The following is a 15,763-nucleotide window of genomic DNA, read 5'->3' as shown; positions in this document are numbered from 1 at the left end:
GAACCGATGAAAAACATGCTCCGCAATACGATCGCCGCCACGCTGCTGCTGGCCGGCGTCGTCCAGCACGCGTCCGCCGAGATCGTGACGGTCACCGGCGACACGAGTTTCGGCCCGACGTTCATTTCTCCCACCCCGTGGGGCACCCCTCCCGACCCATCGGCCACGCCCGTCGCCTATCAGGCTTTCGACGTCGTCACCGGCCCCGGGCCAAGCCCGTTCAATTGGGAAAACTCGTTCCTGACGAGCTGCGAATTCGCCTGCATCACCTTCCTCTACAATGGCGCGCTCGATCCGAATGACCCGGGTACCAACCTGATGAACATCTCGGACAATCTCTACCATTTCTCCGCGATGCAGACGTTTCTGGAGCCCGGCAAGCACTATACCTTCGTGGTAACCGGCTACATGGGCGAATTCGGGGAGTTCAGCATCACGGCCGGCGGTCCGGGGGCCATCAATATCAGCCCCGTGCCCGAACCGTCGGCCGGGCTGATGCTGCTGGGTGGCCTGGCGGGCATCGGCGCGCTGGCAAGGCGCCGCGCCCGCCGCACCGCGCAGCTTTCGTAACCCAGGCGGTCTACAGCGAAGCCGCCACGGACAGCCTGCGTTTCACTGGTCCGCGGCGGCGATGATGGTGTTGTACAGGGCGGGCGCAATGTCCGCCGTGCGCGGTTTCCCATGCCGCCGTTTCGTCACGGCTTCCGAAGATGCTCATTGTGATCCGCTACGTGTTATTTCCCACCTAAAAGCAGTTTTCACGGCCCCCCAAGGATTCGCCTAGCACTGCAAAGAAAAATCGCCGCCGGATTTTCTTTAGCGCCAGCGATTCGCCAGCACGAGTTAGCGATACACTGGCCTTGTCTCATGCAATGGATTACGGCTGACCCTTTCGAACGCTCGATGCCGATATTCCCGTCGAGTGTTTTCCTGCGTGCAGTGGTATTTACTTGTGGAAAAATATCATGACAAAAATGACGGCTGTGCGGCACTCATTACTAATCTCTGCGGCAATGATTTTTAGTATGGCGCAAGCAATGAGTGCCAATACGGACACCGTGTCTGGCCAGAGTATTGCGATGCAAGAACTGCAGGTGGATGTCACAGGCATCCTGAATAACGACGAGAGGGGCGCAACGAGCAACGTTATCCGTGACTTCTACGTGGGAGCCGGAGCGTCCATTACCAGTCTCGAATGGAACGTCAACGTGACGAGTTATGCGGGAAGCTACCTCTCCGAAATGCAGGTCACTTTCAGCGACACATCGGGGTACGGTGTCACATTTACGCCCGGTGATGGCGACGATTTTGATGGCACAACGGATTACGCCGGATTCCAGGATCTGGCAGAGATCGGCCAGGTTTTTGCCGTGGGGGCCGATGGCATCTTGCGTCTGGAGTTTCACGACGGCTTCAAGGATCTGGCATTCGACGAGCCCGAAGGCGTGTGGAACTCCGGCACGCTGACCTTCGGTATTGCGCCAGTACCCGAGCCTTCCACGTATGCGATGGTGCTGGGCGGTTTGCTGGTGATGTCAGGCGCACTCAAGCGGCGCCACGCTATAAAAACAGCTTTGGCCTGACCCTGGAGCCAGTTGTTGAAAACATGCGCAATCCCTCAATCAGCCATTACCGGAGCTCGAAACATGTTGACACGCCTTTTCTCCCAGTCGCTCAAGCCGGTCATTGCAAGTCTCGGCGGCATCGTGCTCGCGATGGCGGCGGTTTTACCTGCCGCTCCCGCACTGGCAGCGCCGAAATTCGAAACCGCGCAACCTATTCCGCTGTATTCCTATTTCGCGACGGGTGATGTCGATGCGCCGGTCACGGCACCGTCGGTACTTCCCACGCCATCATTCGTGCTCATGGGCGGCGGCCCCGACGTGGATCCCGCCTTTCGATGGTTGATCCAGCGGGCCGGCATTACGCCGGGAACAGGTGGGCGGTTCGTGGTGATCCGCGCCACCGGCACGGAGGCTTATAACCCCTACATCTACTACAGCGACGAAGACTTGTCGACGTCCACGACGATCGCCGAGCTGTGGGTGGGCGGCGCTTCGCTGGGCCTGAGCTCCGTTGAAACGCTTGTGATCCCCAGTATCAAGGCCGCCAACAGTCCGGCCGTGAATGCCATCCTGGCCCGGGCCAACGTCGTCTTTATCGCCGGCGGCGACCAGAGCCATTACATTCGTTTCTGGAAGGGCACGGCGCTGGAACAGACCTTGAAATCACTGATGGCGAAAAACGTCCCGGTGGGCGGTACCAGCGCCGGGCTGGCGGTGCTGGGACAGTTCGATTATTCCGCACTTTACAAGTCCGCCACGTCGGAGCTGTCGATGATGGATCCGTACTACAAGGATATAACCTTCGACCCGGCTCCCCTGAGCCTGCAAGGCGGTTTCATCGCCCCTCCCGCATTGGCAAGCCTGATCTTCGATTCGCATTTCGACAGCCGCGATCGCATGGGCCGCTTCATTGCCTTCATTTCAAGGATCGTGGCACCGAAAGCAAGCGCGAGCGGGACCTTCGGCTGCGCCGGCGGTGTACTTCCCGCATCCTCCAGCGGTAATGCGACCGCGCGCGGAATCGGCATCGGCGTCGAAACCGCATTACTGGTGCAAGGGAATGGCGACGGCAAGCCTGTCACGGCGAAACGGGTCACCAACCCTTCGACAACGACGGAAAGCGCGGTGTACTTTGTTCGCCCCTCCGTTCCGCCAAGCGTATGCGAGCCCAAGACACCGCTAACCGTCTCCACCGTCGAGGTACGGAAGCTGGCCGACCCGGCTGGTGTCTTCAATCTGACCGACTGGACCGGCGTGCCGTTGTACAAACATCTGGATGTCAATTCCGGCGTGTTATTCCCTGCGGACTGGTATTAACAATTCCTTTGAAGACTGATGCTGGCATGTGAAGGCGCATGCATTCACCCCTACAGCGAAGATCTGGGGTCAGACCCGGCGGGTCTGACCCCGGAATTTGCCTTTGGGTGGCCATATTTTAACGGCATTACCGCAGGCTGGCGCCCGGAATCACTGGCGGCTGTCCATATTCCCGCGATTGAATAACTGGCCGCGCCATGGTTCGCTCACGCACGGGCGCTGATTCAACAGCGTCCATCCACCACCTGTATCGTTCCATAGATGTATTATTTTTTACACATCGCTTGCAAGATGGTGCAATCCGCGCCAAATCCGTTGCTCATTTGTCCCGTCCGCGCTAGTGTAAAAGCGGGAACTCTGCTCATCGGCTACATCGATGCGAAATCCCTGTACATCGACACGGAGAATGACCGCGCATGGCGCCAGCGTTCGCGAATATATCGCCACCGGTAACGGCGGCCGATCCCGCATCGTTTGAGACCGCCCTCGCCAAATCCCGTTTAGTCGCAAACATATTTCTTTTAATTGCCGCCAGATCGGCGAGCCGCCGTGGAGGCGAAGACCCGCGCCGGCAGTCAACTCGTGGCAGGCAATGGAAATTCAAGAACATTACGATTGAAATCACCTGGAGGGATTGAATGTCATATCAGCACGGAAACCGCCCGGTTCCAACGCGTATCGCCGCCGGTATCTTGCAGGCTTTCGGCGTCACCGCCACCGCCGGCTTGCTGGCTTCCCTGGGCTTGCCGGCCGCCGCGCAAGAAATCCAACCGATGCAAAGGGTCGAAATCACAGGTTCTTCGATCAAGCGCCTCAACGCCGAAACCGCATTGCCGGTGCAACTGATCACCCGTGCCGATATCGACAAGAGCGGCGTCACCACCGCGGCTGAACTGCTGTCGAAAGTGTCCGCCAACACGGCCGCGCTGACCGACGGCGCCAGTTTCAGCGACATTGCCGGGCAGCGCGGTTTCAATGGCGCCAACCTGCGCGGCATCGGCGTGTCGTCGACGCTGGTATTGCTCAATGGCCGGCGCCTGGCGAACTTTGCCTCCCCTGGCGGCAACGCCGGCGTCGACCTGAACGCGATCCCGTCGGCGGCGATCGACCGGGTCGAAGTGCTCAAGGACGGTGCCTCGGCGATCTACGGCACCGATGCGATCGGCGGCGTGATCAACTTCATCACGCGCCGCAATTACGAAGGTGTCGACGCCAGCGCCTATTACGCCGACACCGAACACGGCGGTGCGCGCAAGGCAATGGCGACCCTGTCGGGCGGCATCGGCGACCTGGCGACCGATCGCTACAACGTGCTGGCCGTGCTCGATTTCCAGGACACCAGCAGCCTGCGCTCGTCGCAGCGCAGCTGGATCGGTTCGGCCTTCCAGCCCGATATCAATCTCGACTCGGGCAGTTCGAATACCTTTCCCGCGAACGTCCGCCGCACGCGCGCCAATGGCACCACCGCCACCGGTCCGCGGTTGAATCCCAGCGCGCCGACCTGCAATCCGCCGGCCACCGTGTATGCGCCGGACAGCTTCGTCGGTCCCGCGGCCTGCATGTACGACTACATGCAGGACACCGAACTCTTCCCGGAATCGAAGCGCGCGTCGCTGCTCACCCGGGGCCAGTTCGCGCTCGACAAGGACACCGCCCTGTACGGCGAGTTGCTCGTCAACAGGACATCGACCATCTACCGCATCAGCGCATTGACGGTCTCGGGCGAGATCTATCCGCTGGCCGGGCAGTACTATCCCCATGCGCTGATCACGACCGACAAGACGCCGCTCGTCGTCAACATGCGCCTGACCGAAGGGGGACCGCGCACCAACGAGATCGATGCGACAGCCACGCGCATGGTGGCTGGCGTCAAGGGCGTCGTGCTGGGATGGGACTACGACATGGCGCTCAACCACAGCGTCAACGAGGTCGACGACAAATATGTCGACGGTTACGTGAAGACCTCGCTGTTCGACGCGGCTTTCGCGAGCGGCAACATCAATCCTTTCGGACCCTCCGGTCCCGACGGCCAGGCCTTGCTGGCGGCGGCCAAGATCAACGACCTGGCACGCCATTCGCGCGGCACCACCGACTCGTTCGATATCAAGGCCACGCGCGACCTGTTCGCGATGGCTGGCGGCAACGCTGCCGTCGCGGTCGGCGCTGAATACCGCCGCGAGAAGATGGCCTTCACGCCCTCGGCCTTGCTGGCGGCCGGGGAAATCCGCGGCGAGGGGGAAGCCACGCCGTTCTCGGGCGGGCGCAACGTCAAGGCCGTGTATGCCGAGTTCAACTTGCCGGTACTGGCAAGCCTGGAAGCGCAGCTGGCGCTGCGCCATGACCGCTACAACGACGTCGGTTCGACCACCAACCCCAAGATCGGCGTACGCTGGAATCCGACGAAGCAGGTGGTACTGCGCGGCTCGTATGGCACCGGCTTCCGCGCGCCATCCCTTGCCGACCTGTACGGCCCGGTGCGGCTGGGCCAGGCCAACGGCATCTACAACGACCCGCTCGGCTGCATCCAGGTCGGGGCGATCGACAACACCGACAATCCCGATTACTGCGGCTTGCAGCCGGATAAGCTCCGGGGCGGCTCGGCGTCGCTGCGCCCCGAGGAATCGAAGCAGTTTTCGGTGGGGCTGGTGCTCGAACCGTATCGCGACCTCACGACCACGCTGGACTACTGGCGCATCAAGAAGACCGATGTGATCGTCTCGCCGGAAGGCTCGTACTTCACCGACCCGGTGCGCAATGCCGCCTACATCATCCGTGGCGAGCCCGATCCGGCCTTGCCGGGGATCCCGGGACCGATCCTGTCGATCGATTCGCGGCTGCGCAATATCGGCGCGCTGGAAACCTCGGGCGCCGACCTGGGCATCAACTGGCGCCTGCCGGCCACCGACGTGGGCAGGTTCGGCATCGGGTTCAATGGCACGTATGTTTTCGAATACAAGACGCGCGAAGCGAACGACGGCCCGGACATCAGCGCGCTGGGCGTGTACACCAACGACCAGATCGTCCAGCGCTGGCGCCACACGGTGAGCCTGGACTACGAACGAGGCCCCCTCAACCTCACCTTGCAGCAAACCTACCTGAGCGGCTATCGCGACCAGAACCTGCTGGCCGACGGGTCGGTCCATCGCGTCAAGGACTATTCCCTGCTGGACCTGACCGGCGCGTATCGGATCACGACCGGGCTCAGGCTGCGGGCTGGTATCAAGAACCTGCTCGACAAGAATCCACCGCGCTCGAACCAGTTGTTCAGTTTCTCGGTCGGCTACGATCCCAGCTATACCGATCCGCGTGGACGCCAGTTCTACGCCGCGCTGGATTACTCGTTCAAATAATCGGCATCAGGTCGGCCCCGCCGTCGCTATCTGCGGCTGCGGGGTTCGACTGTTCTACCCGAGCTGGCGATCCCAGCATGACTCATCGATATGGAGGTTCACCACATGAAGGCTTCAGTTCGTTTTGCTCTCGCGGCAGCCGCTGTTTTTGGTAGCGTTACCGCACCTTGCGCTCACGCGGCGGGGAAGTTCTGGGATCTCGGGTATGGCATCACGGTTTCGGGTTCATCGGCTGACGGCAGCGTGATCGGCGCTTATGTCGCCAACGATTCGTACTACATGTGGACCGCTGCCACCGGCGTGACGTCCATCGGCGGGGCATGGCAAGGCGGGGTGGCCAGCGTGTCGGCCGATGGATCACGCATCTCCGGCTCGGCCTTCGGAAGCGACGGCCTGAACTACGCGGGCTACTACTCGGTCGGCACCGGCCAGTGGACGACACTGGGCGGCATCGGCGGCACCCTGGATAACTCGGCCAGCTCCGGCTGGAATATCTCCGGCGATGGCAAGACCGTGGTTGGCCTGGGGTGGGTCGGCGGCGCCACCGCGCATGCGATCGCGTCGACTCCCGCCGGCGGCATGACCGACCTTGGCTCGATCGGGGGCTCGTCACGTGCCAACGGCGTTTCCCATGATGGCAGCATCATCGCCGGCTGGGTCGAGCAGCCGGACGGGCAATGGACCGGTGCCTACTGGGATAACGGCACCTTGCACAACATGGTCGATGGCCAGGGCAACGCGCTGCAGGAGGCGGGTGCGGTATCGGCGGATGGCAACTGGATCGTCGGGGATGGCATTCATGGCCAGACCTGGCGCTACAACACCGTCACCCAGCAAACGGAGTGGCTGGGTGATCTGGACCCGACGGCAGACTTCCAGGGGGCAACCGGCATCTCGGCCGATGGCCAGATCATTGTCGGCTACGACCGGGGCTTCGGTCCCGCTGTCTTCGGTCAAGGCACCATCTGGATCGAAGGGCAGGGCATGCTCAGCCTGACCGACTACATCACCAGCCAAGGGGTGGACCTCGAGGGACGTATTCTCGCATTGCCGCTTGGCGTGTCGGCCGACGGACGGACCTTTTACGGCATGGATGACACCGGTAGCGGCTTTGTCGTGACGCTGTCGCCGGTCCCCGAACCGGCTACTTACGCGATGATGGCCGTGGGATTGGTGGGGCTGGCTGCACGCCGGCGCATGCGTCGCGTTCAATAATGCATCAGTGAACGCGGGACGACGGGTTCCGCTGCGTTGGCTTCATCAAAGGCGTCACGCGTCGTCGTGCGTTCACTGCACACCCGGCAAGATGCGAATCATCGGATGTCCGGCTTTGCGGACTGACGTCCGGGCAACCGGTCAATGCATCCGATAGCCGCCTATCCGGGGTCAGCGCAGCGGCTCATGCCAGCAGTCCATCCCCCGTCGCGAACGTTGGGCTATCCTGTGCGGTCCCGTCAACCAATAGAGGACGTAACATGACCGACTACAAGCCACAGGGCCACAGCGACCTTTCGCCCTATCTGGTCGTCAACGGCGCGGCGGCGGTCATCGACTTCATGAAAACCGTGTTCGATGCCCAGGAGCTGTACCGCCATCCAGGCGAAAACGGATCGATCCTCCACGCGGAGGTGCGCATCGGCGACACCGTCGTCATGCTGTCGGACCCGAACGCCGGTTGGGAGCCGCGGCCCGCCCACGTGCATGTCTACGTGCCCGACGTGGACGCCACGTATGCCAAGGCGCTCGCGGCAGGAGCCCAACCGCTCCAGGCCCCGGTGCGCAAGGAAGACCCCGACAAGCGCGGCGGCGTGCTCGATGCGGGTGGCACATCCTGGTGGATCAGTACGCGGCAGGCTTAGTGCCTGCGCGCCCGAGTACCCCGTCTACTTGAGTTGCTCGGCTTGCGCTTGACCTGAACCGCTCGGATCAGACGGTCAAGGCGGTGTCCCGCGAGCAGACGGCCGGAAAACTTTGCCAGATTCCAGATCCGGTTTTGGTCGAACTCGGCCGTTCGCCGCTGCATGGCGGGTTGCCGAGCCAGAACAGCGCAGACTGTCGCGCCAGGTTAGCTGTCCGAATCGCACCGGTTTGTAGAGGCCGGTTGGTGTAAGCGAGGCGTACCAGATCCAGGATTGGCGATGGTCACTATCGGCAGCTTCCGTTGCCGAAAGCAGCGCGGCATTGACAGGAGATCAGTCCGGGCAGACAGTGAAAAATTCCCGGAAAACCGGATCAGTCCAGTAATTTACTGGATGGAAACGCGAACAAGAACGCGAACCGCACGGCAGTCGAGAGTAGCCGGAAGATCGCGTGGAAACAGATGATGCCGACCACGAATTGAGCAACGCCAGTTATCGGGAATATCCCGGCACTCTCGAGCAACGGGAGCGTAACAAGCGCCGTGAGAAAGCTCACGGTACCAATAAACCACCACTTCTTTTCAAGATTCGACATGGACGCTCCCTGGAGAATACTCGTGGAGCGTCAGCTTATCACCTGGCCCTCCCGAATGCTCGATCAAAATGTCATGGCTGGCGGGCTGAGGCAGGCGTCCAGCCTCGTCAGCATGCTGGTGACGAGGCGGGCGCCACCGGCACCATCGCCAGCGTTCAGGCAGCCGGGCCCGATTCGTAATCCATCGTATCCGGATCGCGGTCGCCGGCCAGCGGAGCACCGTTCGCTTTCAGCCATGCGAAGCCGAGCAGCCCCGCGGCCAGCGATGCCGCCAGGATGGCCATCTTCGATGCATTGATGATCTCCGCCTGCCCCACGAACGCCAGGTTGGTGATGAAGATCGACATCGTGAAGCCGATCCCGCCCAGCAGGCCGGCGCCGGCGATGTGCCGCCAGGCCAGGTCCAGCGGCAGCCGGCACAGCTTCAGCGCCACTGCCGCGAAGCTGAACAGCACGATGCCGACCGGCTTGCCGAGCACCAGGCCGGCGATGATGCCCAGGCTGTTGGCGCTCATCAGCTCCGTGGCCCAGTCCGCGCCGATCACGATGCCCGTGTTGGCCAGCGCGAAGACCGGCAGGATCAGGAACGTCACCGGCTTGTGCAGCCAGTGTTCGAGCCGGTGCGACGGCGATGCCTCATCGTCTTCCTTCGCGGAATACGGAATCGCAAAGGCCAGCAGGACGCCCGCGATGGTCGCGTGCACGCCGGACTTGAGCATCAGGAACCACATCAGCGCGCCGCCCAGCAGGTAGGGCAGCAGGGCGGCCACGCGCAGCAGCCGGTTCATCGCCGCCAGCGCGGCAAAGACGGCCGCGGCGCCCAGCAGATACAGGAAGGACAGGTCGGTGCTGTAGAACAGCGCGATGACGATGATCGCGCCCAAATCGTCCATCACGGCCAGCGCCGTCAGGAAGACTTTCAGCGAGGCCGGCACCCGGCTGCCGAGCAGGGCCAGCACGCCCAGCGCGAACGCGATGTCGGTCGCCATCGGAATGCCGACCCCGGCCTGGGTGGCCGTACCGCCGTTGAAGCCGAAGTGGATCAGGGCCGGCACCGCGATGCCGCCGGCCGCCGCCAGCATCGGCAGCATGGCATTGCGCAGGTCGGACAATTCACCGTTGTACAGCTCGCGCTTCAGTTCCAGGCCGATGAGCAGGAAGAACACGGCCATCAGCGCGTCGTTGACCCAGTGTTCGACGCTCAGCCCGGCCACGACCTGGTGCCAGAAGTGCAGGTAGGCTGGTCCGAAGGTGGAGTTGGCGATCGACAGGGAAACCAGCGTGCAGACGATCAGCACGATGCCGCCGGCCTTGCTCGACTGAATGAATTCCTTGAAGGTGCGGGACAGGCTGCGTTCGACGCGGATCATGCGGCCTCCGGGGCTGCATGAGAGGGAACGGCATGAGGGGGAACGGCGTGGCAGTGCGGCAAAGAATGGATGGTCATGGTGGTCGCAAGAAAGCCGCGCGGCGGCCCGACCAACGCATGTCCTGCCGTACCCCTGCGGTACGAACACCCGGCAAGCAGTATAACCCAGCCTTGTCCTGATGCACATCAATGACAGGAATCGTTACATGTCGATTTAACCGCGCGGATCGACGGCATCGCTTTAGCTTGCGTTCGCCGCATAATGGCGCCATGACACCAATTTTCTTCGCCGATGCGCGGGACTTCCGTTCCTGGCTTGAACAGCACGCCGCCAGCGCGACCGAACTGCTGGTCGGTTTCCACAAGGTCGGCTCGGGCCAGCCATGCATGAGCTGGTCCGCATCGGTCGATGAAGCGCTGTGCTTCGGCTGGATCGATGGACGCCGTACGGGCATCGACAACGCGACATATTCCATCCGCTTCACGCCCCGCAAGGCGTCGTCGATCTGGAGCGTGGTGAACATCGCCAAGATGGACAAGCTGCGCGCCGAGGGAAAGATGACACCGGCCGGTGAAGCGGCCTTCGCGCTGCGCACCGAGGCGAAGTCCGGCATTTACGCGCACGAGCGGAGTGACATGCCCGAGCTGGCGGATGCCGAGCGCGAACGCTTCCAGCGCGACAAGGCGGCGTGGGACTACTTCCAGGCCGCACCGCCCGGCTACCGCAAGACCTTGCTGCACTGGATTACCAAGGCCAAGCGGGAAGATACGCGCAGCAAGCGGCTCGAGCAACTGATGCAGGCTTGCGCCGAGGGCAGGCGCCTGACCTGACAGCAGCTTGCCGCGCCGGCCGCATTGTTGTTCAATCCAGCGCCCTTCCAGGCCGCGTTACCCCGGCCCAGCGTGGCGCCGCAAACGTTTTCGCGGCATTACACTCGGTAGTTGTCCGTCGACGACCGGCGGTTTCGCCCGCCGGTCTTTCCCACCGCCAGCCGAAAGGAATCGCCGATGCCAGCCCCCAGCGCAGTTGCCGATCCGGCCGTTACCCATGCACCGGTAAGCCGCCTCGTCCCAGCCACTCTCACCATCAACGGCGCCGAGGCGCCGCTGCCCACCGACCCGCGCGTATCGCTGCTCGACCTGCTGCGCGAACACCTGCACCTGACCGGCACCAAGAAAGGCTGCGACCAGGGCGCCTGCGGGGCCTGCACCGTGCTGGCGGACGGCGAGCGCCGCATCCTGTCCTGCCTGGCGCTGGCCGTGCAATACCAGGGGCGCTCGGTCACGTCGGTGGAAGGCCTTGCCGCCGGCGATATGCTGCATCCGCTGCAGCAGGCCTTCATCGAGCACGATGGTTTCCAGTGCGGCTACTGCACGCCTGGCCAGCTGTGCTCCGCGCTGGGGATGGCGGCCGAGCTGAAACGGGGCGTGCCCAGCTACGTGACCCCCGACCTGGCGGCGGACGTGGTCGAGTTCAGCCACGATGAAGTCCGCGAACGGATGAGCGGCAACCTGTGCCGCTGCGGTGCCTACAACGGCATCGTCGACGCCGTCGCGGAACACCACGCGAAGGAGCCGCGATGACACCCTTTGCCTTTGCCCGCGCGGCCGATGCCGCCGATGCGGTGGCCCGCGGGAATATGCCGGGCACCCGATACCTCGGCGGCGGCACCAACCTGGTGGACCTGATGCGCGAGACGGTCGAACATCCGGCCATGCTGGTCGATGTCACCGGGCTGTCCGGCGCGATCGACGAGCGGCCCGACGGCAGCCTGCTGATCGGCGCGGCGGCCACCAACACGGCGCTGGCGGAACACCGCGCCGTGCGCACCCGCTTCCCGCTGCTGACGCGCGCGATCACCGCCGGCGCCTCGCCGCAGATCCGCAACATGGCCACGGTCGGCGGCAACCTGCTGCAGCGCACCCGCTGCGGCTACTTCTATGACAGCGATGGTTCGCGCTGCAACAAGCGCGAGCCGGGGCAGGGCTGCGATGCACTGGAGGGCTTCAACCGCATGCATGCGATCCTGGGCGCCTCGGCGCATTGCGTGGCCACCCATCCTTCGGACATGTGCGTGGCGCTTGCCGCACTGGATGCCATCGTCCACCTGCAAGGGACGGGCGGCGCGCGCGCGGTGCCGCTGACGGACTTCCACCTGCTGCCGGAAGACCATCCTGAACGCGAGACCGTGCTTCGGCCCGGCGAACTGGTCACCGCCATCGAACTGCCGCCGCTGGGCTTCTCCGCCCGGTCCGGCTACCGCAAGGTGCGCGACCGGGCCAGCTACGCTTTCGCGCTGGTGTCGGTGGCCGCCGCGCTCGACGTGCACGACGGTGTGGTGCGCGACGTGCGGCTGGCGCTGGGCGGCGTGGCCCACAAGCCCTGGCGCGCGTGGACGGCCGAAGGGATGCTCAAGGGCCGGCCCGCCACCGAGGAGCTGTTCGCCGCCGCGGCCGCCGCGGAACTGGCCGACGCGCGGCCGCTGCGCGACAACGCCTTCAAGATCGACCTGGCACGCCGCGCCATCGTGGCCGTGCTGGGTGGTCTCGTCGATACCCGATCGTGAGGAGCCGCGATGAGCATACTTCAGAAAGCAGTCCAGGCCGCGATGCAGAAGGCGGTCGAGCTGGCGCCCGATGCGTTCATCCCCGGCGGCATTCCCGACCCGCTGATCGCCGAGGGCCATGCGCTGATCGGCGCGCCCGTATCGCGCGTCGACGGTGCCGTGAAGGTGCGCGGCGCGGCGCCGTTCGCGGCCGAGTTCGCGCTCGACGGCATGGCTTATGCGGCACTGGTGTACAGCACCATCGCGCGGGGCCGTATCGCCACGCTCGATACCGCGGCGGCCGAGGCGGCGCCCGGCGTGGCGCTGGTGATGACGTACCGGAACGCGCCGCGCATCAAACCTGTGCCGATGATCTTCACCCAGCCGAAGGCCGCGCACGGCGACGACCTGCCCGTGTTCCAGGACGACGCCATCCACTGGAACGGCCAGCCGGTGGCGCTGGTGCTGGCCGAGACCCAGGAGCAGGCGGAGTACGCGAAGTCGCTGGTCCGGGTCACGTATCACGAAGAGCCTGCAACCACGTCGGTGGCGGCCGCGAAGGCGCGGGGCATGGAGGCCGCCGCGTTCATGGGCGAGCCGCTGGACGTGCGGGTCGGCGACGCGGAAGCCGCGCTGGCGGCATCGCCGTACCGCGTGGACGCCGCGTATACAACGCCCCGGCTGAACCACAACGCCATCGAGCTCCACGCGGTCACGGTAGCCTGGGATGGCGAGGAATTGCGCCTGCACGATGCGTCGCAGGCGGTGGCGCACACGGCGTGGTCGCTGGCGCAGGCCTTCGGCATCGAGGAAAAGCAGGTGCGCGTGACGTCGCCCTTCGTCGGCGGCGGCTTCGGCGGCAAGCTGCTGTGGCAGCACCAGGTGCTGGCCGCGGCCGCGTCGAAACTGGCCGGCCGGCCCGTGCGCCTGATGCTGTCGCGCGAAGGCGTGTACCGTGTGGCCGGCGGGCGCACGCTGACCGAGCAGCGCGTGGCCATCGGCGCGGCGGACGACGGCCGCTTCACGGCCCTGGTCCACACCGGCATGGTGGCGATGTCGCCCCATAACGGCCTGGCCGAACCTTTCATCATGCCGGCCAAGTCGCTGTATAGCGCCGGCAGCTTCAAGCTGTCGGTGGAGGCGGTGCGGTTGAACATGCTCGCCAACACCTTCATGCGCGCCCCGGGCGAAGCGGTCGGCTCGTTCGCGCTGGAGTGCGCTGTCGATGAACTGGCCGAACGGATGGGCATCGATCCCATCGAACTGCGGCGCCGCAACGAGCCGGACCACGATCCCACCACCGGCGCGCCATTCTCGTCGCGCCATCTGGTGGAAGCGTACCGGATGGGTGCCGAGCGTTTCGGCTGGGCGCAGCGGCAAGCCAGGCCGCGCATGCGGCGCGAGGGCGAATGGTGGATCGGCATGGGCTGCGCCACCGCCACCTATCCTTACTACCGCATGGGTGGCGGCGCGGCGCGCATCACCTTGACGCGCGAAGCCCGCGTGCGGGTGGAAGTTGCCGCCCACGAGATGGGCATGGGGACCGCGACCGTGCAGGCGCAACTGGTCGCGGCCCGGCTCGGCGTGCCCCTGGAAAACGTGACGGTATCGTATGGCGACTCGGCCATGCCGGGCACGATCCTGGCCGGCGGCTCGCAGCAGACAGCGGCGATCGGCGCATCCGTCATTGCCGCCTTGCGCGCGCTGTTTACCGACCTGCTGCGCCTGGGCGGCCACGGCACCGCGCTCGACGGACTGCACTTCGATGAGGTGCGCGGGCTGGAAGGTGGCCTGTGCAAGGCGGGCGATGGCTTGCGCCGCGCCAGCTATGCGGAACTGCTGGCCCGCGCCGGCCGCGACGAATTGCAGGTGGAGGGGCAGGCCGCGCCGCCGCTGGAAGCGCGGCACTGGTCGATGCACTCGACCGGCGCGATCTTCTGCGAAGCGCGCGTCAACGTGGTCACCGGCGAGCCGCGCGTGACACGGCTGCTGGGGTCCTTCGATTGCGGCCGCATCCTGAACGCGAAGACGGCGGCCAGCCAGTTCCGGGGCGGCATGATCATGGGCCTGGGGATGGCGCTGATGGAGGAAACCCAGTCCGACCCGCGCAACGGCCGTGTGATGAATCCCAGCCTGTGGGATTACCACGTGCCGTCGCATCTGGACGTGCCGCCGATCGACGTGATCTGGACCGATCTACCCGACCCGCATGCCCCGGCCGGCGCGCGCGGCATCGGCGAGATCGGCATCACGGGTACCGCCGCCGCCGTGGTCAACGCGCTCTACAACGCCTGCGGCACGCGCGTGCGCGACTTGCCGGCCACGCTCGACAAACTGCTGGGCTGACGCACCGGCTGCCGTTCAGGGCGGCGGCGGTGTGTCCGGTGCCGCGCCATCCCCGCCGCCCAGGGGGTGCGTCTGCCGGCATCGGCCACGCTGTCGACCAGCTGCACCAGTTCGCGCAGCTGGCGGTCCAGCATTGCCACCAGCCGGGCCGATCCGTGATCGGGCGGCAGCATGATTTTCAGCAGGTCCAGCCCGCTGCGCATGGGCGCCAGCGGATTGCGCAGGTCATGGCAGAACGCCACCAGGAACTCCTGCCGGCGGTGCTCGGCGGCGGCCAGTTCGCCGATGGCGGCGCGCAGCCTGGTCGTCGCTTCGCTGGATGCCGCCTGCGCGGCGAGCAATTCGGCCCGGCTGCGCTGCAGCTCGCGTTCATAGGCGCGGCGGTCGCCGGCGGCGAAGAAAGCCAGTTCATCCAGCACTCCGATAGCGAAGCGGCGGCGCGTAGCGTTGAGCAGCGCCGGCACGCGTGCGCCATCGCGCCGCACCAGGTCGATCTGCACGTCGGCCACGGCGTTCTGCAGGCGCAGCAGCGGCTGGCAGTGCGACTGGTACAGCACACCGCCACCGATGCTGAGCAAGTCCTGCAGCCGCATGCCGCCGGTCAGCTCGTGTTGCGGGTAGCCGAGCCAGGCCACGCTGGTGCCGTTCGCGCGCAGGATCGTGCCGTCCGGATCGGTCAGCAGCAGGGCGCACGGCGCATGGTCGAACAGTTCCTCGCCCAGGGGAAGCGATGCCTGGTCAAGCGGCCGGGCGGGTTGCGGCAAGGTATCGCGGGAAGCGGGCTTGTCTGGCAGGGGACCTCGCGTGGCGGCCATG

At 64.9% G+C, this 15,763-nt stretch carries 13 protein-coding genes; 10 read left to right on the top strand and 3 right to left on the bottom strand.

All coding sequences use genetic code 11. The features are described 5' to 3' along the window. The first annotated feature begins 6 nt into the window (after positions 1-6). The 6 genes from OU994_RS19850 to OU994_RS19825 all read left to right on the top strand — a co-directional run bounded on the left by OU994_RS19850 (position 7) and on the right by OU994_RS19825 (position 8,091). Complete coding sequence (locus OU994_RS19850; RefSeq protein WP_281607330.1) at positions 7-570, top strand: FxDxF family PEP-CTERM protein; 564 nt, start codon at positions 7-9, stop codon at positions 568-570. 395 nt (positions 571-965) lie between these two features. Continuing rightward, positions 966-1,583 (top strand): PEP-CTERM sorting domain-containing protein, encoded by a 618-nt coding sequence (locus OU994_RS19845; protein ID WP_281607329.1) that lies wholly within the window; start codon positions 966-968, stop codon positions 1,581-1,583. Positions 1,584-1,646: 63 nt separating this feature from the next. Next, complete coding sequence (locus tag OU994_RS19840; protein ID WP_281607328.1) at positions 1,647-2,882, top strand: cyanophycinase; 1,236 nt, start codon at positions 1,647-1,649, stop codon at positions 2,880-2,882. 638 nt (positions 2,883-3,520) lie between these two features. Beyond that, positions 3,521-6,232 carry a TonB-dependent receptor gene (locus OU994_RS19835; protein ID WP_281607327.1) on the top strand — a complete coding sequence of 904 codons (2,712 nt, stop codon included), beginning with the start codon at positions 3,521-3,523 and terminating at the stop codon, positions 6,230-6,232. A 105-nt stretch (positions 6,233-6,337) separates the two neighbouring features. Then, the gene (locus OU994_RS19830; RefSeq protein ID WP_281607326.1) at positions 6,338-7,447 is read left to right on the top strand and encodes a PEP-CTERM sorting domain-containing protein; all 1,110 of its coding nucleotides are present in this window, start codon (positions 6,338-6,340) and stop codon (positions 7,445-7,447) included. A gap of 260 nt (positions 7,448-7,707) precedes the next feature. Continuing rightward, positions 7,708-8,091 (top strand): VOC family protein, encoded by a 384-nt coding sequence (locus OU994_RS19825; protein WP_281607325.1) that lies wholly within the window; start codon positions 7,708-7,710, stop codon positions 8,089-8,091. A 373-nt stretch (positions 8,092-8,464) separates the two neighbouring features. On the opposite strand, the gene OU994_RS19820 is transcribed toward OU994_RS19825, so the two are convergent. Together OU994_RS19820 and nhaA are read right to left on the bottom strand one after the other, a co-directional pair. Continuing rightward, the gene (locus OU994_RS19820) at positions 8,465-8,686 is read right to left on the bottom strand and encodes a hypothetical protein (RefSeq protein WP_281607324.1); all 222 of its coding nucleotides are present in this window, start codon (positions 8,684-8,686) and stop codon (positions 8,465-8,467) included. A gap of 155 nt (positions 8,687-8,841) precedes the next feature. After that, on the bottom strand, positions 8,842-10,056 hold the full coding sequence (nhaA, locus tag OU994_RS19815; protein ID WP_281607323.1) for a Na+/H+ antiporter NhaA: 1,215 nt from the start codon (positions 10,054-10,056) through the stop codon (positions 8,842-8,844). 269 nt (positions 10,057-10,325) lie between these two features. Here nhaA and OU994_RS19810 point away from each other — a divergent pair, with 269 nt between their 5' ends. The 4 genes from OU994_RS19810 (at position 10,326) to OU994_RS19795 (ending at position 14,947) form a co-directional block, all read left to right on the top strand. Next, entirely contained in the window at positions 10,326-10,886 is a 561-nt protein-coding gene (locus OU994_RS19810; protein ID WP_281607322.1) for a YdeI family protein, read from the top strand. Between the two features lie 177 nt (positions 10,887-11,063). After that, entirely contained in the window at positions 11,064-11,639 is a 576-nt protein-coding gene (locus OU994_RS19805) for a 2Fe-2S iron-sulfur cluster-binding protein (RefSeq protein ID WP_281607321.1), read from the top strand. Further along, positions 11,636-12,622 (top strand): xanthine dehydrogenase family protein subunit M, encoded by a 987-nt coding sequence (locus OU994_RS19800; RefSeq protein WP_281607320.1) that lies wholly within the window; start codon positions 11,636-11,638, stop codon positions 12,620-12,622. Before OU994_RS19805 ends, OU994_RS19800 begins: the two co-directional genes overlap by 4 nt. Before the next feature lie 9 nt (positions 12,623-12,631). Continuing rightward, complete coding sequence (locus OU994_RS19795) at positions 12,632-14,947, top strand: xanthine dehydrogenase family protein molybdopterin-binding subunit (protein ID WP_281607319.1); 2,316 nt, start codon at positions 12,632-12,634, stop codon at positions 14,945-14,947. Here OU994_RS19795 and OU994_RS19790 read toward each other — a convergent pair. Further along, a complete protein-coding gene (locus OU994_RS19790) occupies positions 14,884-15,762 on the bottom strand; it encodes a histidine kinase dimerization/phospho-acceptor domain-containing protein (RefSeq protein WP_281607318.1) in 879 nt (292 codons plus the stop codon). The two genes, OU994_RS19795 and OU994_RS19790, sit on opposite strands and share 64 nt — an antisense overlap. Between the last annotated feature and the right edge of the window lies 1 nt (position 15,763).

This window comes from Pseudoduganella sp. SL102, assembly GCF_027856995.1.
Taxonomy (GTDB): domain Bacteria; phylum Pseudomonadota; class Gammaproteobacteria; order Burkholderiales; family Burkholderiaceae_D; genus Rugamonas; species Rugamonas albidiflava.
Note: the sequence above shows the minus strand (reverse complement) of the source record. Positions and strands in the feature narration are given on the sequence as shown.